20 protein-coding genes are annotated in these 23,433 nt (G+C 52.4%); 10 read left to right on the top strand and 10 right to left on the bottom strand.

The window, feature by feature from the left end:
• Positions 1-17 precede the first annotated feature (17 nt).
• The gene (locus tag FW415_RS23290) at positions 18-1,454 is read left to right on the top strand and encodes a Glu/Leu/Phe/Val dehydrogenase (RefSeq protein WP_148389505.1); all 1,437 of its coding nucleotides are present in this window, start codon (positions 18-20) and stop codon (positions 1,452-1,454) included.
• A 57-nt stretch (positions 1,455-1,511) separates the two neighbouring features.
• Here the strand turns inward: FW415_RS23290 and FW415_RS23285 are convergent, their stop codons facing one another.
• On the bottom strand, positions 1,512-1,988 hold the full coding sequence (locus FW415_RS23285) for a type I restriction enzyme HsdR N-terminal domain-containing protein (protein WP_148389504.1): 477 nt from the start codon (positions 1,986-1,988) through the stop codon (positions 1,512-1,514).
• Between the two features lie 110 nt (positions 1,989-2,098).
• Here FW415_RS23285 and FW415_RS23280 point away from each other — a divergent pair, with 110 nt between their 5' ends.
• The 4 genes from FW415_RS23280 (at position 2,099) to FW415_RS23265 (ending at position 6,389) form a co-directional block, all read left to right on the top strand.
• On the top strand, positions 2,099-2,869 hold the full coding sequence (locus tag FW415_RS23280) for an AMP nucleosidase (protein ID WP_148389503.1): 771 nt from the start codon (positions 2,099-2,101) through the stop codon (positions 2,867-2,869).
• Complete coding sequence (locus FW415_RS23275; RefSeq protein WP_148389502.1) at positions 2,866-4,587, top strand: ABC transporter ATP-binding protein; 1,722 nt, start codon at positions 2,866-2,868, stop codon at positions 4,585-4,587. Before FW415_RS23280 ends, FW415_RS23275 begins: the two co-directional genes overlap by 4 nt.
• Positions 4,588-4,654: 67 nt before the next feature.
• The gene (queA, locus tag FW415_RS23270) at positions 4,655-5,704 is read left to right on the top strand and encodes a tRNA preQ1(34) S-adenosylmethionine ribosyltransferase-isomerase QueA (RefSeq protein WP_148389501.1); all 1,050 of its coding nucleotides are present in this window, start codon (positions 4,655-4,657) and stop codon (positions 5,702-5,704) included.
• A 1-nt stretch (position 5,705) separates the two neighbouring features.
• Positions 5,706-6,389 carry a 2-C-methyl-D-erythritol 4-phosphate cytidylyltransferase gene (locus FW415_RS23265; protein ID WP_148389500.1) on the top strand — a complete coding sequence of 228 codons (684 nt, stop codon included), beginning with the start codon at positions 5,706-5,708 and terminating at the stop codon, positions 6,387-6,389.
• Here FW415_RS23265 and FW415_RS23260 read toward each other — a convergent pair.
• Positions 6,381-7,355: a Gfo/Idh/MocA family protein gene (locus FW415_RS23260; RefSeq protein WP_148389499.1), complete on the bottom strand. Its 975-nt coding sequence runs from the start codon at positions 7,353-7,355 to the stop codon at positions 6,381-6,383. The genes FW415_RS23265 and FW415_RS23260 overlap by 9 nt on opposite strands.
• 137 nt (positions 7,356-7,492) lie before the next feature.
• Here FW415_RS23260 and FW415_RS23255 point away from each other — a divergent pair, with 137 nt between their 5' ends.
• Positions 7,493-9,463 carry a gliding motility-associated C-terminal domain-containing protein gene (locus FW415_RS23255; protein WP_168208953.1) on the top strand — a complete coding sequence of 657 codons (1,971 nt, stop codon included), beginning with the start codon at positions 7,493-7,495 and terminating at the stop codon, positions 9,461-9,463.
• A gap of 14 nt (positions 9,464-9,477) precedes the next feature.
• Here FW415_RS23255 and radC read toward each other — a convergent pair whose 3' ends face one another.
• A complete protein-coding gene (radC, locus tag FW415_RS23250) occupies positions 9,478-10,173 on the bottom strand; it encodes a DNA repair protein RadC (protein ID WP_246858845.1) in 696 nt (231 codons plus the stop codon).
• 201 nt (positions 10,174-10,374) lie between these two features.
• Between radC and FW415_RS23245 the strand changes: the two genes are divergently transcribed.
• The 4 genes from FW415_RS23245 to FW415_RS23230 all read left to right on the top strand — a co-directional run bounded on the left by FW415_RS23245 (position 10,375) and on the right by FW415_RS23230 (position 13,434).
• Positions 10,375-11,325: a ribose-phosphate pyrophosphokinase gene (locus FW415_RS23245; RefSeq protein ID WP_148389496.1), complete on the top strand. Its 951-nt coding sequence runs from the start codon at positions 10,375-10,377 to the stop codon at positions 11,323-11,325.
• Positions 11,326-11,361: 36 nt separating this feature from the next.
• Entirely contained in the window at positions 11,362-11,952 is a 591-nt protein-coding gene (locus tag FW415_RS23240; RefSeq protein WP_148389495.1) for a 50S ribosomal protein L25, read from the top strand.
• 100 nt (positions 11,953-12,052) lie between these two features.
• Positions 12,053-12,628, top strand: coding sequence for an aminoacyl-tRNA hydrolase (gene pth / locus FW415_RS23235; RefSeq protein WP_148389494.1), 576 nt, complete (start codon positions 12,053-12,055; stop codon positions 12,626-12,628).
• A gap of 194 nt (positions 12,629-12,822) precedes the next feature.
• Positions 12,823-13,434 (top strand): fumarylacetoacetate hydrolase family protein, encoded by a 612-nt coding sequence (locus FW415_RS23230; RefSeq protein ID WP_148389493.1) that lies wholly within the window; start codon positions 12,823-12,825, stop codon positions 13,432-13,434.
• Between the two features lie 60 nt (positions 13,435-13,494).
• Here FW415_RS23230 and FW415_RS25640 read toward each other — a convergent pair whose 3' ends face one another.
• From FW415_RS25640 to FW415_RS23195, 7 genes are all read right to left on the bottom strand, one after another.
• A complete protein-coding gene (locus tag FW415_RS25640) occupies positions 13,495-14,694 on the bottom strand; it encodes a TlpA disulfide reductase family protein (RefSeq protein WP_148389492.1) in 1,200 nt (399 codons plus the stop codon).
• 93 nt (positions 14,695-14,787) lie between these two features.
• A complete protein-coding gene (locus FW415_RS23220; RefSeq protein ID WP_148389491.1) occupies positions 14,788-15,825 on the bottom strand; it encodes a DUF4465 domain-containing protein in 1,038 nt (345 codons plus the stop codon).
• Between the two features lie 6 nt (positions 15,826-15,831).
• Positions 15,832-17,316 (bottom strand): RagB/SusD family nutrient uptake outer membrane protein, encoded by a 1,485-nt coding sequence (locus FW415_RS23215; RefSeq protein WP_148389490.1) that lies wholly within the window; start codon positions 17,314-17,316, stop codon positions 15,832-15,834.
• Positions 17,317-17,326: 10 nt separating this feature from the next.
• Positions 17,327-20,776 carry a SusC/RagA family TonB-linked outer membrane protein gene (locus tag FW415_RS23210; protein WP_148389489.1) on the bottom strand — a complete coding sequence of 1,150 codons (3,450 nt, stop codon included), beginning with the start codon at positions 20,774-20,776 and terminating at the stop codon, positions 17,327-17,329.
• Between the two features lie 100 nt (positions 20,777-20,876).
• Entirely contained in the window at positions 20,877-22,097 is a 1,221-nt protein-coding gene (locus FW415_RS23205) for a FecR family protein (RefSeq protein WP_148389488.1), read from the bottom strand.
• A gap of 39 nt (positions 22,098-22,136) precedes the next feature.
• Positions 22,137-22,724, bottom strand: coding sequence for an RNA polymerase sigma factor (locus FW415_RS23200; protein WP_168208952.1), 588 nt, complete (start codon positions 22,722-22,724; stop codon positions 22,137-22,139).
• Between the two features lie 180 nt (positions 22,725-22,904).
• Positions 22,905-23,339 carry a MarR family winged helix-turn-helix transcriptional regulator gene (locus FW415_RS23195; protein ID WP_148389486.1) on the bottom strand — a complete coding sequence of 145 codons (435 nt, stop codon included), beginning with the start codon at positions 23,337-23,339 and terminating at the stop codon, positions 22,905-22,907.
• Between the last annotated feature and the right edge of the window lie 94 nt (positions 23,340-23,433).

The raw sequence follows: 23,433 nt of genomic DNA, 5'->3' as shown, positions 1-23,433 counted from the left end.
TACATAAACCGTTTTTTATGGCTAAAGCAAAAGTGCCGGCGCAAGAACAACACTATAGTTTCTTCCAGAGCGTGGCGGAGAGCTTCGATAAAGCTGCCGCGTTCACCAAATGGGAAAAAGGCGTCCTTGAACAGATCAAGGCCTGTAACGCCGTTTACCGTATTAAATTCCCCGTGCGTGTCGGTGACACCATCGAAGTGATCGAGGCATACCGGGTACAGCATTCCCATCACAAACTCCCCTGTAAAGGCGGCATCCGTTTTTCAGATGAAGTGAACCAGGACGAGGTAATGGCCCTGGCCGCACTCATGACCTACAAATGCGCCATTGTGAATGTGCCTTTCGGCGGCGCCAAAGGCGGTATCAAGATCAATCCCCGCAACTACACCCCCTTCCAGTTGCAGGCCATCACCCGCCGTTACACGGCGGAACTGGTCAAAAAGAACTTTATCGGCCCCGGCATCGACGTACCGGCGCCCGATTACGGCACCGGTGAGCGGGAAATGAGCTGGATCCTCGACACCTACATGAGCCTTCGCCCCGGAGAAGTGGACGGCCTCGGTTGTGTGACCGGCAAACCCCTCAACCAGGGCGGTGTGCGCGGCCGCAAGGAAGCTACCGGCCTCGGCGTATTCTATGGCCTGAGGGAGCTCTGCAACGTAAAGGAAGATATGAAACGCCTCGGCCTGGAGCCCGGTCTTGAAGGAAAGACAGTGATCGTTCAGGGCATGGGGAACGTGGGCTATCACGCCGCCAAATACTTCCACGAAGCCGGCGCCAAGGTCATCTGCCTGATCGAATACGATGGCGCCATCTACAATCCAAAAGGTATGGACCCGGATGCTGTGCTGAAGCACCGCAATGAAACCGGCTCAATCGTCAACTTCCCCGGTGGAAAGAACCTGAAAAAGAATACAGACGGCCTGGAGATGGAATGCGATATCCTCATCCCCGCCGCCCTGGAAAATGTGATAGACGGCAGCAATGCCCCCAGGGTGAAAGCGAAGATCATTGGCGAAGCTGCCAACGGCCCAATTACCCCGGAAGCGGATGAGATACTCGCCAAAAAAGGCGTGATCGTGGTGCCGGACATGTTCCTTAATGCCGGCGGTGTAACCGTTTCCTATTTCGAATGGCTCAAGAACCTCAGCCATGTCCGCTACGGACGCCTCGGCAAACGCTTCGACGAGAATATGAACATCCATATCCTCAGCACCATAGAAGAGCTGACCGGCAAGAAAGTATCGGAAAAAGAAAGGAAATTCATTGCCCACGGCGCTGATGAAGTGGACCTGGTGTATTCCGGCCTGGAAGAGACCATGCACACCGCTCTGCACGAAGTGCGCGAGAAATTCATGGAGCATAAAAAGATCAGGGATATGCGCACCGCCGCATATGTATGCGCGATCGACAAGGTAGGCGCTGCATACGACCAACTGGGCATCTTCCCCTGATCGTTGACGATAATCACAAAAACGGCCTGTGTCATATTTGATGCGGGCCGTTTTGCTTTACAATTCCCTTACCGTTGGCTCCTCCCTTATATCCGGGTAACCCGGCAATGATGGCTCGAACTCCCATTTCCCCTCCTCGGTATTCATTTTACAGCACCAGGTATGGCTGCCGTTGGTGATCACCAGGTAAGGCACCGGCAATGCCATATGATAACGCACGATCTGCTCCAGCACGGCGCTGTTCAGCGAAATCCCCATTTCCTTGCATTCCACGATCATCCAGGGCTCCGCCTCGCGGGTGTACACCACAATATCGCAGCGCTTGCGAAGCTCGCCAAGGTTCATTTCCTTTTCAATGCTCATCAGCGCGCCGGGATAGTCCATTTTCTTCACGAGATAATTCAGGAAGTTCTGCCGTACCCATTCTTCGGGCGTCAGCACCACATATTTTTTCCGGAAAGGGTCGAAGATCAGTTCCTGCCCGTTGGTGGACGTGATCTTGAAGTCGGGTGGCGGAAACTGGATATTGATCATACTGTAAAGCTAGGGCGTTTCGTGAAAAAACGGTAAATTCACTAGTCAAAGGCTGTCACTGACGTTCATCTGCAAAGTACATGCCGTCAGCAAAAAACCGGAATGCAAGGATGAAAACAAAAGAAGATATAGTAGCGAACTGGCTTCCCCGTTATACCGGCGAGAAGCTGGAGAACTTCGGTTCTCACATCCTCCTGACCAATTTTACCAACTACGTGATGATGTTTGCCCAGCAGAACAATGCCAAGATCGTTGGGCTGGACCGTCCCATGCAATGCTGCACCGCAGGGGATATCACCATCATCAATTTCGGGATGGGCAGCCCCGGCGCCGCAACGGTCATGGACCTGCTCAGCGCCATATCCCCTAAGGCTGTACTGTTCCTGGGCAAATGCGGAGGGCTGAAAAAGAAGAACAACATCGGGGACCTGATATTGCCGATTGCCGCCATCCGCGGGGAAGGCACCTCCAATGATTACTTCCCGCCCGAAGTACCCGCCCTGCCGGCCTTTGCCCTGCAAAAAGCCATCTCCACCACCATCCGCGAATACGGATGCGATTACTGGACCGGCACCTGCTACAGCACGAACCGCAGGGTATGGGAACACGATATGGACTTCAAAAAATACCTGGAACGCATCCGCGTAATGGCCATAGATATGGAAACCGCCACCATTTTCTCTGTAGGCTTCTACAACAAGATCCCCACCGGGGCATTGCTGCTGGTATCCGATCAGCCCATGGTGCCGGAAGGGGTTAAGACCGAGGAAAGCGATAAAAAGGTGACCACGGAATACGTGGAACGTCATCTGAAAATAGGGGTCGATTCCCTGCAGAACCTCATTCACAATCACCAGACCGTTAAACATCTGCTCTTTTGAGTGCCAATCCCCTCGTTTCGATCCGCCAGCTGGAAGTCACTTTCCGTACGGAAGGGGAAACTGTTACAGCCGTCAATAACATTTCGCTGAACATTATGCCCGGCGAAATACTGGGCATTGTGGGGGAGTCCGGTTCCGGCAAATCCGTTACTGCGCTGAGCCTGATGCAGCTGGTACAGGCCCCCGGCAGGATCAGCAATGGCAGCATCATCTATCAGCCTCCCGGCGCCGCGGCAATTGACCTGGCGAAAGTTCCCCCGCTGCAGATGCGTAAGTACCGCGGCAGCGAGATCGCCATGATCTTCCAGGAGCCGATGACCTCGCTGAACCCCTTGCATACCTGCGGAAACCAGGTGGCGGAAGCCATCCGGCTGCACAGGAAGGTCAGCACCCGGGAAGCGCGTAAACAGGCTATTGCCCTGTTCGGAAAAGTGCGCATCCCGCACCCTGAGCAGGCCTATGATAAATACCCCCATGAACTTTCCGGCGGTCAGAAACAAAGGGTGATGATCGCCATGGCCATCAGCTGCGGCCCGCGCCTGCTGATCGCCGATGAACCCACCACCGCGCTGGACGTTACCGTGCAGAAGACCATCCTGGAACTGTTGCTGGAATTACAGCGCGAAATGGGGATGAGTGTGGTGTTCATTACCCACGACCTCGGCGTTATGGCCGAGATTGCCACAAGGGTGGCCGTCATGTACAAAGGCCAGATCGTGGAAGAAGGCCCTGTGCAGGATATCTTCCATCGCCCCCAACATCCTTATACGCGTGGGCTGCTGGCCTGCCGCCCGCCGCTGGAGAAACGCCTCCGCCGCCTGCCGGTGGTGAGCGATTTCCTCAACAGCCAAACAGGCGTGGAGGAATTTGTCAACACGCTCGAATTGCCCGACGCGGAAATGGATGCCCGGGAGGCCGTTTTATCCAAACGCCCGCCGCTGCTGAAAGTGGAAGGCCTCAGCACCTGGTTTCCCCAACGGCGGAACATCCTGGGCAAAGTAACGGCATGGACGAAGGCGGTGGACAATGTCAGCTTTGAGGTCAGGGAAGGGGAAACCCTGGGGCTGGTAGGGGAGTCCGGCTGCGGGAAAACCACATTGAGCCGTACCCTGCTCCGCCTCATAGAACCAACTGCCGGTAACATCTACTATAAAGGAAAAGACTTGCGCACCCTGTCCATGGCAGATATGCGGGAGATGCGCAAACACATACAGCTGATCTTCCAGGACCCTTATTCCTCGCTCAATCCCCGCCTCACAACGGGACAGGCCATCCTGGAGCCCATGCAGGTGCACGGGCTGTACGGGAATGACCGTCAAAGGAAAGAAAAGGTCATGGAACTGCTGGAAAAAGTGAACCTGCGCCCGGAGCATTATCACCGCTATCCCCACGAGTTCTCCGGCGGGCAGCGGCAGCGCATCGTGATCGCAAGGGCCCTGGCGGTTAACCCGGAGTTCATTATCTGCGACGAATCTGTATCCGCGCTGGACGTCAGCGTGCAGGCACAGGTGCTGAATCTGCTGGTGCAGCTGCAGCAGGAATTTAATTTCACCTATATCTTCATCTCCCATAACCTGTCCGTTGTGCATTTTATCAGTGACAGCATGATGGTGATGAACAAAGGCAGGATAGCGGAGATCGGGCTGGCACGAAAAGTGTACCATCAACCGGAATCCGGGTACACACGGCAACTAATTGCTGCAATACCAGGGCGTTAGCATATTTTTTGACGGTCTGTATAATAATGCGTACCTTCGCAGCCTTTAAATTCATTCATACCGTAATATGAAATTATCACAATTCAAGTTCGATCTCCCGCTGAACCTCATCGCACAGCACCCTTCCAAGACAAGAGACGAGAGCCGCCTGATGGTTGTTAACCGCGCCACCGGCAAAATAGAGCACAAGGTTTTCAAAGATATCCTCGGGTATTTTAGCGATAAGGACGTCATGGTAGTGAACAATACCAAGGTATTTCCCGCAAGACTCTATGGCCGTAAAGAAAAGACCGGTGCGAAGATCGAAGTTTTCCTGCTCCGTGAGCTGAACAAGCAGAACCGTCTGTGGGACGTGATCGTAGACCCGGCGCGCAAGATCAGGGTAGGCAACAAGCTGTATTTCGGAGACGATGAAAGCCTGGTAGCCGAAGTGATCGATAATACCACCTCCCGCGGCCGTACCATCCGCTTCCTGTTCGAAGGGAATGATGAAGAGTTCAAAGCCGTGCTGGACAGCCTGGGAGAAACACCGTTGCCCAAATACATCAAGCGCAAGCCTGAAGATGAAGATAAAGAGCGTTACCAGACCGTTTATGCCAAGTTCGAAGGCGCAGTAGCCGCTCCTACAGCAGGCCTGCATTTCAGCCGGGAGCTTATCAAACGCCTGGAGATCAAAGGTGTGAAATTCGCCGAAGTGACCCTGCATACCGGCCTCGGTACTTTCCGCCCCATTGAAGTGGAAGACCTCAGCAAACACAAGATGGATGCCGAGTATTTCCATATCGACGAATATGCCGTGAAGATCGTGAACAAGGCGAAAGAAGATAACCGCAAGATATGCGCCATCGGCACCACTACCGTACGCGCCGTGGAATCTTCCGTGACCGCGCAGAATCATCTGAAAGCAGCAGAAGGCTGGACGAATACCTTCATCCACCCTCCTTATGATTTCTCCATTCCCAATGCGCTGGTGACCAACTTCCACCTGCCCAAAACCAGCCTCCTGATCATGGTCTGCGCCTTCGCAGGATACGATCTGATCATGGAAGCCTATCAGCAGGCCATCAAAGAGAAGTATCGTTTCTTCAGCTACGGCGATGCCATGCTGATCATCTGATATGCCATCTCCCGCAAAAATAGCCATCATCGTAGCCGGCGGTTCCGGATCAAGAATGGGCAGTACTACGCCCAAACAGTTCCTGGAGCTGAATGGCAAACCCGTGCTGCATTATACGATCCGGGCCTTTATGGAGGCTTATGAAGATATGCATATCGTGCTGGTGGTACCGCCCGCGCACCGGGGGAGCATTGGCGCTGTGCTGGCTGCTTTCGGCCGGCCGCCTTCCGTCACTATAGCGGAAGGAGGGGAAACACGTTTCCACTCCGTAAAGAACGGATTGCAATTCGTCAAACAGGATGCGGTGGTATTTGTACATGATGGCGTACGCCCGCTCGTATCTCCCGCGTTGATCCGTACCTGTTATGAACAGGCGCTGCTGAAAGGAAGCGCCATTCCGGCCATTCCGCTGAAAGACAGCATTCGTGAAGTAGATACTGTGGGGAACAATGCCGCGGATCGCACGCGTTTCCGCATTATCCAGACGCCGCAGACCTTCTTGTCGGGTTTGCTGATACCCGCATTCGACCAGCCTTATGATCCCCTGTTCACAGACGAGGCAACCGTAGTGGAACGCTCCGGCCATGCCGTGCATCTGGTGGAAGGCGAGGAGCAGAATATCAAGATCACCAGGCCGCAGGACCTCGTGATCGCATCCGCTTTCCTGAACGATAGCTTACGCTGACTGTCCCCTCCCGATCTTTTGCAATATCTGATGGGCCGCTTCCAGCGCCTGGAACCCGTCGATCACATTTACGGCAACCGGTTTGTTCTCCAGTATGCTGTCCCGGAAAAGCTCCAGCTCCATACGGATGGCATTGGATTGCTTGATCTCCGGATTATCGATCGCAATGGTCTTTTTACCGGCATTTGTGGCGATATCGAGTGTGAATAAACCTTCGTCTTCCGGTTCCTTCAGTTTGATGATCTCCGTTTTCTTGTCCAGGAAGTCGATACCGATGTAGGCATCTTTCTGGAAAAGGCGCATCTTGCGCATTTTTTTAAGGGAGATACGGCTGGATGTGAGGTTGGCTACACAGCCGTTATGGAATTCGATGCGCACATTGGCAATATCAGGGGTGTCGCTCATCACGGCAACGCCGCTGGCGGAGATGCGGCTGATGCTTGATTTCACGATGCTCAGCACGATGTCGATGTCGTGGATCATCAGGTCCAGGATCACGCTGACATCCGTTCCCCGCGGGTTGAATTCCGCCAGGCGGTGAACTTCGATGAACATGGGCTTCAGATCATAACCTTTCAGCGCCAGGAATGCCGGGTTGAACCGTTCCACATGCCCCACCTGGAATTTGATATTGGCTTCCTCCACCAGTTTTACCAGCAGCTTTGCCTCGTCCATGGTATTGGTCATGGGTTTTTCCACGAATACATGTTTCCCGTTCCGGATCGCCAGTTCGCACAACTGATAATGTTGCGTGGTCGGCGCCACGATGTCAACGGCATCCACGGCCATCACCAGTTCTTCCGCGGAAGTGAACCGTTTCAGGTTGCCATATAATGTTTGTACTCCTTCGGCATTGGCGTCACTCGGGTCGAAATAGCCGGTAACTTCCACATCTTTCATGGTAACAAGCTGGGATAAATGGATCTTTCCTAAATGACCAACACCGAACAAGCCGATTTTTAGCATAAGTGGATATGTTTTTTAAATAAATTCCAGCAAATGTAACAAAAGCGAAGGTTATTACTTTATATATTATCTCTATATTGCTGCCAATATAACCCATGCGATTTTTTCTCATATTAATCCTTCCCCTGTTATGTGCGGTGAACCGAATATCGGCTCAGGCCTGCACGCAGTTAGGGCAAACGCCTCAGAGCGCTTTCCCCATCTGCGGCACCAAAGCACTGAAGCAGGCTTCCGTTCCACTTTGCGCGGGAAGGTCCATTCCCCTGCCTTCCTGCAACAGTAATACGGACTACCGGGATGTAAATCCCTACTGGTACAAGTTCACCTGCTACGAAACAGGGACGCTGGGTTTTACCATTACCCCGAACGATCTGAGCGATGATTACGACTGGCAGATATTTGATGTTACCGGTAAAGCCCTTAGCGAGGTCTATACTAATCCCGCCATCCAGGTGGCCGGGAACTGGAGCGCTATAGCCGGCGCTACGGGTGCCTCCAGTGCCGGTACGCGGCTCATGGCCTGTGAGGGATACAGCGAGCCGAAATGGAGCAGCATGCCCACGCTGCAGGCCGGCCGCCAGTACCTGCTGATGGTCAGCCATTTCACGCAAACACAAAGCGGGTACGAACTATCTTTCGGCGGCGGAACGGCCAATATCACTGACCCGCTGGCCGGCGCTTTTGTGCATGCCAAATATCATTGTCTTGATAACCGCATTACCGTAAAGCTCAACAAGAAGTTCCAATGCGCTACTATGGCCGGCGACGGGAACGAGTTCGAACTGGTGGGCAGCAATGTGCGGGTGATAGGCTCCATGGGCGTGAACTGCAATTCCGGTTTTGATATGGATTCTGTTGTGCTGTACCTGCAGCAACCTCTTCCCGCGGGGAACTATAAAGTGCGGGTGGTAACTGGCCGGGACGGCAATACCATGCTGGATGCCTGCGATAATCCCATCCAGGCCGGCCGGGAAGTGGACTTCACCGTGCCCGTTCCCCAGGCGGTGCCGTTTGACAGGATATCCGCCATCGGATGCGCTCCCGGCAAGATCATGGTTTATCTTTCCAGTCCCGTACTGTGCAGCTCCGTGGCGCCCAATGGCAGCGATTTTCGCCTGAGCGGCACAGACGCCGGTATGGCTGTTGTGAATGCCACTACCTTCTGTAATAATCAGCTGACCGACAGTATAGAACTAACGCTGAATACCCCGATCTATCATGAAGGGGATTATGATATTGACCTGGTGCAGGGGAGTGATGGCAATACGCTGATCAGCGAATGCGGTTTGCAGACCCCGCTGGGAGACCGGGTGAGCTTTTCCACGAAGGATACGGTAAGTGCGGCATTCTCTTACCGCGTGGAACTGGATTGTGTGTATGACAGGATATTCCTGGAACATGATGGGGCAAGAGGTGTAACGGACTGGCAATGGTCTTTCGAGGATAATACTGCTGCCGGTGGCAGAACCTATGAGAAGGTGTACACGGTATTCGGCCAAAAGACCGTACAGCTGGAAGTGACCAATGGTGTATGTTCCGCGCAGCATACGGAACAGATACTGCTGGATAATGAGCTGAAGGCTGCTTTCGTCATGTCTGCCGCGGTACTTTGTCCGCTTGATATGGTGACCTTTACGGACCAGAGTATTGGCCATATCGTTTCTCACCGCTGGGATTTTGGTTTCGGCAATGGCTCCCGCAGTGTGAACCCCAACCCCTTCCGTTATCCGATCGGCAGCCGGGAGCAGACTTATGAAGTGCGGCTTATCGTCGAAGACGATCTGCATTGTTTCGATACTGTTGTGCAGACCATTAAAACGGTGCCTACCTGCCGCGTGGCCGTGCCTACCGCTTTCACACCCAACAACGATGGCACGAACGACTACCTGTATCCACTGAATGGTTATAAAACCGCCGATCTCGTTTTCCGTATTTATGCGCGGAACGGGCAACTGGTGTTTGAGTCACATAACTGGCTGAACAAATGGGACGGTACCATCAACGGTTCCCCGGCGCCTGTGGGTACCTACGCCTGGATGCTGGAATATACGGATACGGAATTCGGTAACCGGGTATTCCAAAAAGGTGTATCCACCTTGTTGCGTTAGCACCCGGGCGTTATTCAGGCTTCCTGCCCAAGCATGCCATCATCTCTGAAGCTCATGTACCCCGTATCTGATATGATCACATGATCCAGGACCTCGATATCCAGGAGCCTGCCGGCTGCTATGAGCCTGTTGGTCACACGGAGATCCGCTCTGCTGGCATTTAAAGAACCGGAGGGATGATTGTGCGCCAGGATCAGGCGGGTGGCCCTGAGGCAGAGCGCTTCCTGGAAGATCATCCTGGGATCTACGGTGGTGGAGGTAAAGCCGCCGGTGCTGATGCAGCTGCAATGCAGCACTTTATTGGCATGGCTGAGGTACAGTGTATAGAAGCTTTCGTAGCATTGGTCTTGCATGAGGGGGCGCAGCAGGGAAACAATGTCTTCGCTGTTCCGGATCACCGGCCGCCCGGGCGGAACCGCGCATTGTTTGCGCCGGGCCAGTTCCATGGCTGCCAGAATGGTGACCGCTTTGGCCTGCCCCACGCCCCTGAAGCCCATCAACTGCCGTACATCCATTTTGGCCAGCTCAGCCAGGTTGTTGCCGGCACTGAAAAGGATCTCGTTGGCCAGGTCTATGGCTGATTTGTTATCCTGGCCGGTGTTGATCAGGATGGCCAGCAGTTCTGCATTGGTCATGACCTTGGCGCCATTCCGGATGAGCTTTTCCCGCGGACGGTCTTCCTCCGGCCAGTCACAGATTGGTGGTAACACCCGCTTCTCCGGCGAAATGTACGTGGATATCGGTGGTAACAATGATGTATTCGCTCCCATAACCCAATTCATTTCCACAAATATACAAAAGCTAATTTGTTTAGCAAATTTATCCCAAATTTTTTAGCAATTTCCCCGCCCCGATTTTTTTTCGGCATATACCATATAAAGTCATAGTTTTGCAACCTCTTTTTCTACAACATGAATCCAACTGTAAAAATCTTCACAGGAAACAGCAATCCCGCTCTGGCCGAACGTATCGCAGCCAGGTACGGTAATCCGCTGGGTAAGGTGAATATCCAGAAGTTCAGCGACGGCGAGTTTCAGCCGGTTTTTCTGGAAAGCATCCGCGGGGACTATGTGTTCCTCGTTCAGGGCACCAACGCTCCCGCCGATAACCTTATGGAATTGCTGCTCATGATCGATGCCGCCAAGCGTGCATCGGCAGGGTATATTACAGCGGTGATCCCGTATTTCGGTTTCGCGCGGCAGGACAGGAAAGACAAGCCCCGGGTGGCCATCGGCTCCAAGCTGATCGCCAACCTGCTCACCGCAGCGGGAGCCAACAGGGTGATTACCATGGACTTGCATGCACCGCAGATCCAGGGATTCTTTGATATCCCTGTGGATCATCTGGACAGCTCGGCGATTTTTATCCCCTATATCGAGAATCTGAAGCTTAAAAACCTTACCTTTGCGTCCCCTGACGTGGGTTCTACCACCCGCGTGCGTGAAGTGGCCAGCTATTTCAGTGCTGAAATGGTGATCTGCGACAAGCATCGTAAACGGGCCAATGAAATTGCGTCAATGGTGGTGATAGGGGATGTGACGGACCGGGATATTGTGCTGATAGATGACATCTGCGATACTGCAGGTACCCTCACCAAATCGGCAGCATTGCTGATGGAAAAAGGAGCCAGGAGCGTAAGAGCGTTCTGTACGCACCCGGTCTTCAGTGGCAAGGCTTACGAGAACATTGAAAATTCGGTGCTGGACGAACTGGTGGTATGTGATACCATCCCGCTGAAACACGAAAGTCCCAAGATCAAAGTGATCAGCGTGGCAGACCTTTTCGCCGTAGCCATCCGCAACATGCACGAGAACAAGTCCATTACCAGCCTGTTCGTGCACAGTCAGCGCCGGTTATCATAACAACGTGTATTTTTTTTATTCATAAATGTTTAAACAATGAAAACAATAACCATCGAAGGAGAGCTCAGGAGCGAATTCGGCAAACAAGCCACCCGCCTGCTTCGTTCTGAGCAAAAAGTGCCTTGTGTTATTTACGGGGGTGCAGAGACAGTAAGTTTTTCAGCTGCTGCTACTGCTTTCAAACCACTGGTATATACACCGGACTTCCAGTTCGTTGAAGTAAAAGTAGACGGCAAAACTTTCCGTTGCATTCTGAAAGACATGCAGTTTGACGTTGTAACAGACGAACTGACGCATGTGGACTTCCTCGAACTCGTGGAAGACAAGAAAGTGGTAGCCTCCCTGCCGCTGAAGACCATTGGCCAGTCCATCGGCGTAAAAAGCGGCGGTAAGCTGGTAATAAAGCTGAAAACACTGAAAGTGAAAGCGTTGCCGAAAGATCTGCGCGAAAACCTGGAAGTGGACATTACCAACCTGGACCTGAACGAGAACCTCCGGGTATCGGATGTAATAGCGGACGGTATCGAGATTCTCAATCCTCCCCGTATCCCCGTTGCTTCTGTAGTGATGACGCGTCAGCTGAAGCAGGAAGAAGCGGCTGCCGAAAAGGAAGCCAAGAAAAAATAAATTGGCAAAGAATTATATCAAGGGCCCGGCAGTTATTTCAGCCGGGCTTTTTATTTTTGGTATCCCGATTGGTGTTTAAACGGGATCAAGTACCAGGCATATGAAATTTCTTATCGTCGGATTAGGGAACATCGGAGCGGAATATCAGCATACCCGTCATAACATCGGTTTCGATGTGGCGGATGCACTCGCCGCAAAGCACAACGCTCCTTTTAACAACGACCGGCTGGCAGAGGTGACCACCATCCGGTGGAAAGGCCGCATCATGGTAGTGATCAAACCCACTACCTATATGAACCTCAGCGGAAAGGCCGTGAAATACTGGATGGACAAGGAAAAGATCACTGCGGAAAACATGATGGTGATCGTGGATGAACTGGCACTGCCGCTGGAAACCATCCGCATCCGCCCCGGTGGCAGCGATGCCGGGCATAATGGCCTCAAAAGCATTCAGGAATCCATCGCTACCAACCAATATCCCCGTTTAAGATTCGGCATCGGCAATGATTTCCCCAAAGGAAGGCAGGTTGACTATGTGCTCGGTAAATGGAGTGCGAAGGAAGAACCGGTCGTTTTGCAGAAGATCGGCAAATGTGTGGAGATCATCGAAAGTTTTGCCACCATCGGACTGCCCAGGACGATGAACAATTATAACAACCTGACTTTTCCATTATAGAAGTAAATTGTATATTTCGTGCCTGAATATGCCCCTGCGTTAAAAAATGCTATAGATCATGATCCGTGTACCATTGATCGTCTGTAATTCATAATTGCATCGTCAATCAGCATGATAGGACGTACAATGGACAATGTATTGTGGACTATGGGTGAAACCATAGACTTTATTAACCTTACAAAAATACACGCATTATGAAAATTATCTGCGTTGGAAGAAACTATGCCAAACATGCAGAAGAACTGAAGAACGAGGTGCCCTCCGAACCCGTGATTTTCATGAAACCAAAGAATGCCCTCCTGCAAAACAACCATCCATTTTATTATCCGGAGTTTACGGATAATCTGCATTATGAATGCGAACTGGTCTTGCGGATATCGAAGAACGGGAAGCACATTCAGGAGCGCTTTGCCTCCAAGTATTATGACAGTATTTCGGTGGGCATCGACTTCACGGCGCGGGATCTCCAGGAAAAACAAAAGGCCAAAGGCCTGCCCTGGGAAATAGCCAAATCGTTCGATAATTCTGCTGTCGTCGGCAAATTCATCCCCATCGAGGAAGGAACGGATCTGAAGGACCTCAATTTCTGTCTTTACAAGAACAAAGAGATCGTACAGCAGGGCAATACCGGCGACCTCCTGTTCTCGTTCGACAAGCTGATCGCCCACATCTCCCGCTTCTTCACCCTCAACATCGGGGACCTGGTCTTCACCGGCACTCCGGAAGGCGTGGGCCCGGTAGAGATCGGAGATTCACTGGAGGCTTTCATTGAGAACGACAGCCTGCTGGAGTTTATGGTGAAGTAGGCTTTATAGAACGGCAAGCCTGTACGCAATGCACAGGCTTGCCGTTTTAATGGCCTGTTTTCAGAATTTACCCGCGAACTTGTTGCCGTATAATTCAATCAGCTTCTTGTCCATCCATGACCCGCGCATATTCCTCGTTACGATCTTCCCGTCAGGCCCTATCAGCACACATGTTGGAATGCCGTTGAAGTTATACAATCTGGACAGCTCTCCACTGAATGCCTTCAGGTCAGACACCTGCAGCCATTTCATCTTTTCCTCCTCCACTGCCTCCAGCCATTTTTCCTTGCTGTCATCCATCGAGATGCTGATCACTTCAAAACCTGCAGGATGGTACATGTCATATACCTCTTTGAGATGTGGAATGTCTGCCCGGCAAGGGCCGCACCAGGATGCCCAGAACTCCAGCAGCACATATTTTCCCTTGCCCACGTAGTCGGACAGCTTTACCGGCTTCCCGTCCTTGTCATGGAACGAAAAATCCGCATACTGGCTGCCGGTAGCTGTTTTGCTGACCCTGGCCACGGTTTCTGCAAGGCTTTTGCCGGCAGGTGAGTTTTTGATATCGCCGGAGAAGGCATTTTGCAGCTGGCCGATCTCTTCTACGGAATAGGATGACATGTTCTTTTTAAAGGCATTTACCGCCACATAAGAAGAGGGGTTGTTTTTGATGTAACCGGCCACATAGTCCAGCACAGCCTGTTTAGCCAGGTCTATATTTTCAACGGTGGCAATCCCTTCTGAAATGGGCCCTTTTTTCTTGTCTTTACCGGGATTCAGGTATTGGATATACACATCAAAGGCTTCACTTCTCTTCTTTTGCAGCGCATCGTACGTTTTATTGAACTGCAGGTACTGGTTGTAAAGCGGCGCCCCTTCCACCTTCACCCGGGAAGCATCAAATTTGTTTGTGTACACGTCCAGCTGGGTATGGATGCTGTCCAGCTCCGCACTGAGTTTGATGGCCCTGTTTTCAACGAACAGCGGGATCAGGGGTTGCCATGGGCGCCTGTCCTGTTCCGTGGGTTCATTCTTCATGATCGTGATATCAAACAATTGGGGGTAATCTACTTTGCCCCGGAACTCGAACCGGCCGTTTTTAATGATGGTGCTGTCTACCAGTTTGGGGTTTTCGGTGGAGCGGAGGAATACTTTTTTTCCTTCTCCGTTCCCTTTGATATTCCCGGTGATGGTGTAGTCCTGTGCCAGCCCGTACAGGCATGGCAGCAGGCAGAGCGTAAAAAATACTGTGTGTTTCATCTGTTCAGGTTTAATTTTTACGGGTCAGATGAAGCCTTTGATGATTAAAATGATCATTTTAATCATCAAAGGCTTCATAATGGTGTGTTTTGATTATTGGCGTATCCTGATGCCGTCAAGGCAAAAGTAAGGCGGTGTGCGCATATTCCCCGAGCCATCGGTATCCGATGAGGAGAGGCGGAAGATGATCTTGTCCACCGTACCCAGCGCGCTCAGGTCCATTTTATACCAGTCGCCCAGGATGATGTTGTACGCCGGCAGGGCTGGGTCTACGTTCGTACGGATGGCCAGCCAGAAATCCACTTCGCCCACGGATTTCTCCGCGTTGAAGCCCTGTGCGGTCAGTTTTACAAAACCTTTTGCGGTGGCTTCAGCGGCAGCGGTGGAATCTGCGGCTACCTGTTCGTCAGATTTGCCAGCGAGCCTTGCGGCATCCGCTGCGGCAGTTCCAGCCGCACGTTTGGCCAGTGTTTCCTGTCCGGCGAGGCTGATCAGGGTGGCACCACCGGGACCGGGCAAGGTGAACCTGCCATAGCGTTCGGTGGAGGTATTGGAATTGTTTGGATTCCTGACCTTTGTTCCGCTCATGTCATAAGCCTGCGTGGTGGGGTTGAGCGTACCGGAGAATGTGGAGCCGTATGTTTCCAGCAGGTAGTTATAAGTTGTATTGGCTACGAGAATGTGCTCTACTACAGCAGGCCTGTCCAGCGTAATGGCGGCGTCATCATCTTTCACGCTGGCTACTACATAGTTCCCGGTATAGTTGGGCCGTGTGGTGTACACGCTGAAAATGCAGGAATCTATCGCAGCTTTCACCTGCTCCGGTGTTACGGTTGCCGGTGCGAAGTCCGGGCTCAGGTTCCAGGGGTAGGAGCGCCAGTTTTTGCCGGACATGGCAAATCCCGTAAACGAGCCGTCCGGGTTCTTTTTGGTGTTCAGCGTCACCCTGCCGCTGCTGGCATTCCCGGCCGAGAACGGGCCGTCCGGTATAACGAAAGAAAGTTCGCCGGGCTCCAGCTCTTCAAAGGTGATATCATGCGGAACAGGCACTGCTACACCTTTATCCTCCTTTTTGCAGGCAAAGAGAATGGCGGAGAGGAGTATGACAGAGAGAAAAGAATATCGCTTCATGGTCGGTTATTTTAGGTCAGCATTTTGTGTCATTTCCGGATTGTTGATGATCTCGGCATCAGGTATGGGCCAGCACATCCGGTTTTCTTCCAGCGGTTTTGCATCCTTGATGGTGACGATCCAGGGTTGCCCGTTGTTCTTGAAACGTACAGCCGCAAAGAACTCGCTGCCATTTTCGAGGCACAGCTCTATGAATATCTCTTTGAAGATCATGTTCATGGCATCGTTGATATCGGCGGGTACAAGGGCAGGCAGCGCGGGTGTTGTTCTTCTGGCCCGCATTTCATTCACCGGAGCAATGGCGGCGGCGGCGGTAGCGCCGGTTCTGGCCAGCAGTTCCGCTTTCATCAGGTACAGCTCCGCAAAGCGGAAATAATAGGCGGCATATTTCTCGTCTGTGGGACTGGTGTTCCTGCCGGCGTAAGAACCGAGCCTGCATACCTTTTTGAAAGTGTGGTTGAAGGTATTGTCCCAGGTTTCCGGTGAGCGTACGGGGCCGGTAGCTACGTCCCAGCGGGGATCGGCCTTGAACCAGTCCACCCCGTAACGCAGGCCCGCGGTGAGCGTACCGCCCACGGGCAGCGGCAGTTTGTTGCCGGCGTACACCAGCCCGTAGGTATAGTAGTAACCTCCGGAGGAAGTTCTGGTGCCGTTATCTTCCAGGTATCGTACAAAGAGGTTCTCTTTAGAATCCCAGGCGTTCCGGTATATGTCGTTCATATCCGCTTCCATGGCAAAAGAGGCGGGATGGTTCGTCAGTACATCGTTCACCAGGTCCAGCGAGGCTTTCAGGGCTACCTGGTCGTTCTGGTAACCGCCCCGGTAGAGGAGGAGTTTGGCCTTGAGGGCCTGGGCGAATTGTTTAGACACATAACGGGGTGAGCTGATATCATGCAGACTGGCGATGGCGGCGTCCAGGTCCTCATAGATCTTCGCATAGCTTTCTCCTACGCTGATGCGTGCGCGGCGTACATTCTTCAGGTCCATCACTTCATCGCGATACAGCAATCCGTCCGGATCGGCATCGTCTGACCACCAGTGGCCGTAATTCCAGAGCAGGTTGGCGTGGACCCAGGCGCGGAGGCACCTGGCTTCCGCGAGCATGGCATCTTTTTCTGCCGCGGAAATAGCGGCTGCCGGTAATTGACTGATACCAGCAATTGCAAAGTTTGCCGCGTTCAGGCTTTTATAGAACGCCTGCCAGCAAGCCGTGTTGCCACCCGAGGTCTGGCTGTACTCCATGTTGTAATCTCCCTGCACATAGTTCATGAAGCCTGCTTTGGAAGCATGCGCGCCAAACAGTGCGCCGGCCCAGTTATCGTTCTGGAAAGTGGCATAGATGCCGCCAATGGCAGCTTTCGCTTTGGATGCGCTGGTGATGGCGTTTTCGTCTGTCAATGCATGGATGGGCTTTTCATCGAGGAACTTTTCGCAGGATGAAAGGCCGGCAAATACCGATACGGTCAATATAAAGTGTATTATCTTTTTCATCTGTAATCAGCTATTTAAAAGTGAACCTGGCTCCGAGATTGAAATTTTTGGCGGAAGGATAAAAACTGTTATCTACGCCCATACCTGTTCCGATGGCGGTGGAAGACCAGTTGCCTTGCGGATCGAACCCGGGGTAACGGGTGAGCGTGAAGAGGTTCGTGGCCTGGAAGGTAATGTCCACTCCCTGTATCAGGTAATCACGGAATATTTTAGCCGGCAGGCGGTAGCTGGCATTCAGTGCATTCAGGCGCACATAAGAGGCATCGTGCAGCCAGAAATCGGAGAAGGTGGAGTTGCCGCCATCCCCGTATTGCGTCATCCGCGGCATGGTAGCTTCCCACGGGCTCAGCAGTGTGGCGCTCTTGCCCGCTACCAGGTTGCTCTGGTTATAGTTGCCCACATAACCGGCATCTTCCATCGCCATCGACCACAGCCGTTTGTTGCCGTAAGAATAGGTGAAAGTGGTATTGATCATCAGGTTGCGGAAGGTCAGCGTGGCGCCGAAACCGCCGAAAAATTTCGGATCGGCGCTGCCTAACGACACTTTATCATCATTCGTGATCACACCGTCTCCATTCTGATCGATAAAGAGGAGGTCGCCGGCATTCTCCAGAGAATTGCGGTAGAATGTTTTACCGCCGGTCGCGCTTCTTCCCTGCAGGGCAATGATCTCTTCCGCCGTCAACACCAAGCGGTTTGCCGTCTGAAAACCGTACCAGATACCGGTACGCTGGTTCTCTTTCACGCTCATATAAGGTGTATAGCTGTTGGGGAAGAGCAATTCCTTGGTAATACCGTTGATCTTCAGGATGGTGTTGGTATTGCGCGAAGCGTTGAAGTCCAGGGTAAACGTGAGGTCGTTCTTCTTGATCACATCTACATTGATATCGAACTCGAACCCTTCATTTTTCAGCGATGCCACATTGGAGGTAATGCTGCTGAAGGAGCTGCTGGGCGGAAGCGGGAGGTTGTAGATCAGCTGGTCCGTATGTTTTCTGTACATGCCGATGGTGCCGCGGATACGTTCATCCCACAAGCCATAATCCAGGCCGAGGTCCGTCATCCTGGTCTGTTCCCACTGCAGGTTGGCGTTGCCGATGCTGCTGGGGGCGATGGCGGGTTGTTCGTTGTAGCGGGAGGAGCCTACCCCGGTGATCCAGTCGTAATTCCCCAGGTTCTGCGAGCCTGCCGTACCGGTGGAAGCGCGGAGCTTCAGGTAGGAAACGATTTTCTGTACGCGCGGGCTTTTCATGAATGCTTCTTCGGAGATCAGCCAGGCTATGGCACCGGAGGGGAAGAGGCCCCAGCGCTGGTCCGGACCAAAGCGGGAAGAACCATCGCGGCGGATGGTGCCGGAAATGATATAGCGGTCATTGTATTTGTAGTGGGCGCGGGCGAACTGGGACACGAGCGCATTGGCTGTATACTCTTCTTTCAGCGCGCCGCGGGTGGCGCCGGAGGTGAAATCGTTGAGGATATCATCATCGGGGAAGTTGGTGGCATTCATCTCATATCTGAGCCGGCTGTACTTTTCCATGGAAAAGCCTGCCAGTGCGAGGATGTCGTGCTTACCAACATTTTTCACATAGGTGAGGGTATTCTCCCAAACCTTGGTTTGCATTTTAGGGTTTTCCCATGTTCTGCTGCCGGTGGTATTGAAAGTGCTGCCACGGCGCATATAGGTAAGGCTCTGGCTGTTGGCGTAGTTGGCGGTGAAGGCCGTTCTCAGCAGCAGGCCGTCCAGGATGCTGAGCTCCAGGAAACCGGTGCCGTTGAATGTTTGCCCGTTGCCGTTCCGGGTATTGAGCAGGGTGGTGTACGGGTTCTCGGTGTAGGCGTCGCGGGTGAAGAGCGAGCCATCGGGATTGTAGGGCGGGATGTCCGGCCGTACTTTCTTCAGTACGGTGAGCATATAATCCTTGTCATCCGCTTTGCGGGTAGCGCCGTTCATGTTCAGCCCGAACTTCAGGTTGTTGCGCAGCTTGGCTTCCAGGTTGATCCTGCCGCCATAGAGATTGCTGCCGCCGGATTTCACGATGCCATCCATTTTTGTATTGTAGAGCGATACGAAATAGGAGATATTGGATGTGCCGCCTCTTAGCGACAGGTCGTATTGCTGGGAGAAGGGGTTCCTGGTCACTTCTTTCATCCAGTTGGTATTGCCTTCGTAGAAGGCGCCCGGCAGGGTTTGAAAGCTGTTGACATTGTATTCGCTGCTGTTCAGGTTAAAAAAAGCCTGTTCATCGAGATAGAGGCGGGTGAAATAATCGAATGCACCGCGACCATAGGCTTCCATGCGGGCCGCTTTATCCGCGAAATAGATGTACTCCGGCGCTTCCATGTATTTGTACCGGTTGAAATCCTGTACCTGCATGCCAACGCGGGTAGACAGTTCGATGGTGGGGCGCATACCTTCTGCACCTCTGCGGGTGGTAACGATCACCACGCCGTTGGCTGCCCGCGACCCATACAGGGCGGTAGCTGATGCATCCTTCAGGATGTCGATGCTTTCCACATCGTTGAGGTTGAGATTATACAGCGAGTTGGTGATATTACCCGAAGTGTTGGTGGAATAATCCGGTACGCCATCGATCACCCATAGCGGCTGGTTAGTGCCGGAAATGGAAGAGGCGCCGCGGATGATCACGCTGATGGGGGAGGTAGGAGAGGCGGACTGGATAGCCACATTTACGCCGGATACCTTTCCCTGCAGCATGCTCTGTATGGTAGCGCCCATCGGGGCATTGCGGATCTCTTTGGTGCCCAGGTGCGCCACGGAGCCGGTGATGTCTTTCACTTTCGCGGTACCATATGCCTGTACAACAACCTGGTTGAGCGTGCTGTTATTTTCGTCCAGCACTACGGTGAGCTCCGTGGCATTCCCGATGGCTATTTCTTTTGTGCTATAACCGATGAAGGAGAACTGCAGTACGGCTTTCTCTTCAACATCCAGGCTGAAGCTGCCGTCAGCGGCGGTTACCGTACCGGTCTGTGTGCCTTTGATGCGGATGGTTACGCCGGGCAATGGTTTGCGGGAAGCGTCGGTCACCCGGCCGCGTATCTTTTTTTTCTCCACGGTCACCAGCGGGAGGATGCTTTCCGTTTTCTCCCGTATGATGATCGTGTTGCCGCGCAGGGTGTAGGTCAGCGGCTGGTCTTTGAAACTCTTGTCCAGCACTTCTTTCAGTGTGGCGTTCTTTACATCTATCGTTACCGGTCTGGCATTTTTCATCAGCGCGGCATCATATACGATGTCGTATATCCTGAGCTTGCGGATGGCGAGAAAAACATCTTCCAGCTGCGCGTTCTTTTCGGACAGCGTGATCTTTTGCGCAAATCCCACGGCATGTACCTGGAAAATGGCGAAGAACAGCAGCACAGTGGTTAATTTCGTGACAAGTGGTACGGTTGCAGGCATACGGGATCGCCTGCCGGTTGGCAAGAAAAGTCTACGATACATACTTGATAGATTTGGTTTTTGATTGTGTTCTTTAAAACAAGTCGATGATTTAGATCTGGCCAGTGTCTAAAACCCTATAGTCTCATGTGTTGATGCATGTTCACCTGCTGATAATAACCTTCCTGTCTTCGATCCTGAAATGTACTGTCCCGGTCATTTCCATGACTTCCAGTACTTCAGACAGGTTTTTGGAACGTGATACTATTCCGCTTAAAACTGTCGCCGGCAAAGGTTTTTCGTACACCGGTTCAATATTGTACCAGCGTGCCAGCTTGCGCATGATGCTTTCCAAAGGTTCTTCGTTCCATATAAAGTAGCCTTCTTTCCAGGCCATTACTTCTTCCAGGTCGGCAGACCGGATATTCATTTTGCCAGAGGGCAGTACGGTGCATTGTTCTCCCGGGCTGAGGATATGCGATACCCGGCTGTCGTTCGTCAGCCGTACGCGGCCGTCGATCAGTGTTGTGCTGGCTGCGTCTTCCTCTTCGTAACAATTGACATTGAAGCGTGTGCCCAATACTTCCACGGTCTGTCCGGCGGATGTTACCCGGAAGGGCATTCCGGCGTTTTGCGCTACTTCAAAATAAGCTTCACCGTTCAACTGCACTGTACGGTCTTTCCCCGTGAAGCTGGAAGGGTATTGCAGTGAGGTAGCGGCGTTCAGCCATACCTTTGTGCCATCGGGCAGGGTGAGCTGGTATTGCCCGCCCCGCGGTATATCTATCCTGTTGATATGTACGGTTTCCCCTTTATTTCCTTCGCCTTCGTATATCAATTGCCCGTTTGCCGTTTTGCGGATATTCGTGCCGCCTTCTTTGGCCAGCAGTCCTTCCGCGGAATCGTCCAGCAGCAATTGCTGACCGTTGGCGAGCGTAAGCACCGCCGCATTTTTGCCGGGCGCTACGTCATGCGTTGTAACGGCCAGCACCGGTTTTTGCTGGCTCTGCCGGTACAGGAACAGGCCGGCGGACACCAGTACCAAAACGCTGGCGGCCACCGCCGCGATGCGCCAGGGTGATATGCGCCGTACGCGGGTTGCCGTCATACCTGCGGCAATGTTCTCCCATACCCGCGCATGGCTCTCCGCTGCGGGAGGCTGCGGTACACTGTTCAGTAAAAGGATCATCTCCCGGGCTTTCTGCACCTGGCTTTCCTTTTGCGGGTAAGTGGCCAGCACTTTTTCCCAATAAGCGTTCCTTTCTGCTGTCGGGTATTTCACCCATGCTACAAACTCCTCATCATGCAGAAAGTCTGCTGTTGTGTACTGATCGTAAACATTGCGTATCATATATTCATAACCCTGGTAATAGTATATACACATGGATGCCCGCTTTTTACCCCATGACAGCGAAACTTTTTTTTACCGGCCCATGAGCAGGAGGAAAGTGAGCAGGGCCATATGGTCCCTGAGATGGTCCAGTGCGCGGTACACCAGCTTGTAAGTAGCTTTGGGGGTGATGCTCAGCACATCGCTGATCTCTTCATAGCTGAGGTCTTCATAATATTTCAGGTAGATGACCTCGCGCTGGCGGTCCGTCATGGTAGCCATGGCCGCCTGGAGCTGCCGTTTCAGTTCCGCTATGTGCTCTTTTTGCATCAGCACTTCATCCTGCCCGATCTCGAAATTGAATTGGAGCGGGTCTTCCTGCTCCGGCATGGCTACGGTTTCCGGCAGGTTCCGGAGTTTGCGGGCCAGCACGCGGCGGAAAGATTTGTAGAGGTAGAATTTGACGGAAGGAGCGGGGCCGATGGATGCGCGGTTGCGCCATAGTTTGAGAAAAAGGTCCTGTATGCTTTCCTCTATTGCCTGGTGATCTTTGGTGAACCTGCATCCATAGCCAAGCAGCCCTGCATAATAATGATCATACAGTGCCCGGAATGATGCTTCGTTGCCATTTCTGTAGGAAGACCAGATGTCGGTGTCAGCCATAGATACATTCTTCTCCATCCGCATTAATTGTCCTTGCCGGTCATAACAGCGTGGCCGCTGTTTTTCTGATGCTATAAAAATAATATTTTAAAAATACAGGATGGCTTTTTTTTGAATGGTATAATGGTTTTTCGCTGATAAAGCAGGCATGCGGATCAGTTCAACAAAGACTGATGCTGTTGGCAGGTAATATTATTTTCAGGGGATATTATTATAGATCACATCCAGTATCCTCGTCAATTCATTATAGTCCCCTTCCGAAAGATTGTTCCACCCCGTTTTTCGCATTTCCAGCACCACGGGCCGCACGTCCTTGTATTTGTTGATGCCGGCCGGAGTGAGTTGCACGAAAACTTTCCGGCGGTCGTCCGTAGAGCCCTGCCTTTCCACCAGCTCCTTTTTTACCAGCAATTCAATGATCCGGGAAACCGTGGTGATATCTTTTGACGTGAGCCGGGCCAACTCGTTGTGGGTGATGCGCTTGTGTTTATAAAGATTCTCTATCAGCAGCCACTGGTCTACCGTAATATCCTTCTTCAGGGCATCAAAGTTCTTCTGCCAGTAGTTCCGGATTTTCTTGAGCGTAGCATCCAGCTTAAAAAAAGATGGGTTACTAACGAAAGTATCGTGCATATTTACTTAATTTGCAGTAGCAATAGTTGCTAGAGCAACTATTGGTTGATAACACCAAAACAGTATTACGTGGTTAAAGATAATATAAGCGTTC

This window comes from Chitinophaga sp. XS-30, from assembly GCF_008086345.1.
GTDB lineage: Bacteria > Bacteroidota > Bacteroidia > Chitinophagales > Chitinophagaceae > Chitinophaga.
Note: the sequence above shows the minus strand (reverse complement) of the source record. Positions and strands in the feature narration are given on the sequence as shown.

What these genes read in the sequence shown, in the direction of transcription:
- FW415_RS23215 (WP_148389490.1), bottom strand. Translation starts at nt 17,316, where the DNA reads ATGAAAAAGATAATACACTTTATATTGACCGTATCGGTATTTGCCGGC.
- FW415_RS23195 (WP_148389486.1), bottom strand. Translation starts at nt 23,339, where the DNA reads ATGCACGATACTTTCGTTAGTAACCCATCTTTTTTTAAGCTGGATGCT.
- FW415_RS23200 (WP_168208952.1), bottom strand. Translation starts at nt 22,724, where the DNA reads ATGGAGAAGAATGTATCTATGGCTGACACCGACATCTGGTCTTCCTAC.
- FW415_RS23230 (WP_148389493.1), top strand. Translation starts at nt 12,823, where the DNA reads ATGAAAATTATCTGCGTTGGAAGAAACTATGCCAAACATGCAGAAGAA.
- FW415_RS23245 (WP_148389496.1), top strand. Translation starts at nt 10,375, where the DNA reads ATGAATCCAACTGTAAAAATCTTCACAGGAAACAGCAATCCCGCTCTG.
- FW415_RS23220 (WP_148389491.1), bottom strand. Translation starts at nt 15,825, where the DNA reads ATGAAGCGATATTCTTTTCTCTCTGTCATACTCCTCTCCGCCATTCTC.
- FW415_RS23280 (WP_148389503.1), top strand. Translation starts at nt 2,099, where the DNA reads ATGAAAACAAAAGAAGATATAGTAGCGAACTGGCTTCCCCGTTATACC.
- queA (WP_148389501.1), top strand. Translation starts at nt 4,655, where the DNA reads ATGAAATTATCACAATTCAAGTTCGATCTCCCGCTGAACCTCATCGCA.
- FW415_RS23240 (WP_148389495.1), top strand. Translation starts at nt 11,362, where the DNA reads ATGAAAACAATAACCATCGAAGGAGAGCTCAGGAGCGAATTCGGCAAA.
- FW415_RS25640 (WP_148389492.1), bottom strand. Translation starts at nt 14,694, where the DNA reads ATGAAACACACAGTATTTTTTACGCTCTGCCTGCTGCCATGCCTGTAC.
- FW415_RS23210 (WP_148389489.1), bottom strand. Translation starts at nt 20,776, where the DNA reads ATGTATCGTAGACTTTTCTTGCCAACCGGCAGGCGATCCCGTATGCCT.
- FW415_RS23290 (WP_148389505.1), top strand. Translation starts at nt 18, where the DNA reads ATGGCTAAAGCAAAAGTGCCGGCGCAAGAACAACACTATAGTTTCTTC.
- pth (WP_148389494.1), top strand. Translation starts at nt 12,053, where the DNA reads ATGAAATTTCTTATCGTCGGATTAGGGAACATCGGAGCGGAATATCAG.
- FW415_RS23285 (WP_148389504.1), bottom strand. Translation starts at nt 1,988, where the DNA reads ATGATCAATATCCAGTTTCCGCCACCCGACTTCAAGATCACGTCCACC.
- FW415_RS23260 (WP_148389499.1), bottom strand. Translation starts at nt 7,355, where the DNA reads ATGCTAAAAATCGGCTTGTTCGGTGTTGGTCATTTAGGAAAGATCCAT.
- FW415_RS23205 (WP_148389488.1), bottom strand. Translation starts at nt 22,097, where the DNA reads ATGTGTATATACTATTACCAGGGTTATGAATATATGATACGCAATGTT.
- FW415_RS23265 (WP_148389500.1), top strand. Translation starts at nt 5,706, where the DNA reads ATGCCATCTCCCGCAAAAATAGCCATCATCGTAGCCGGCGGTTCCGGA.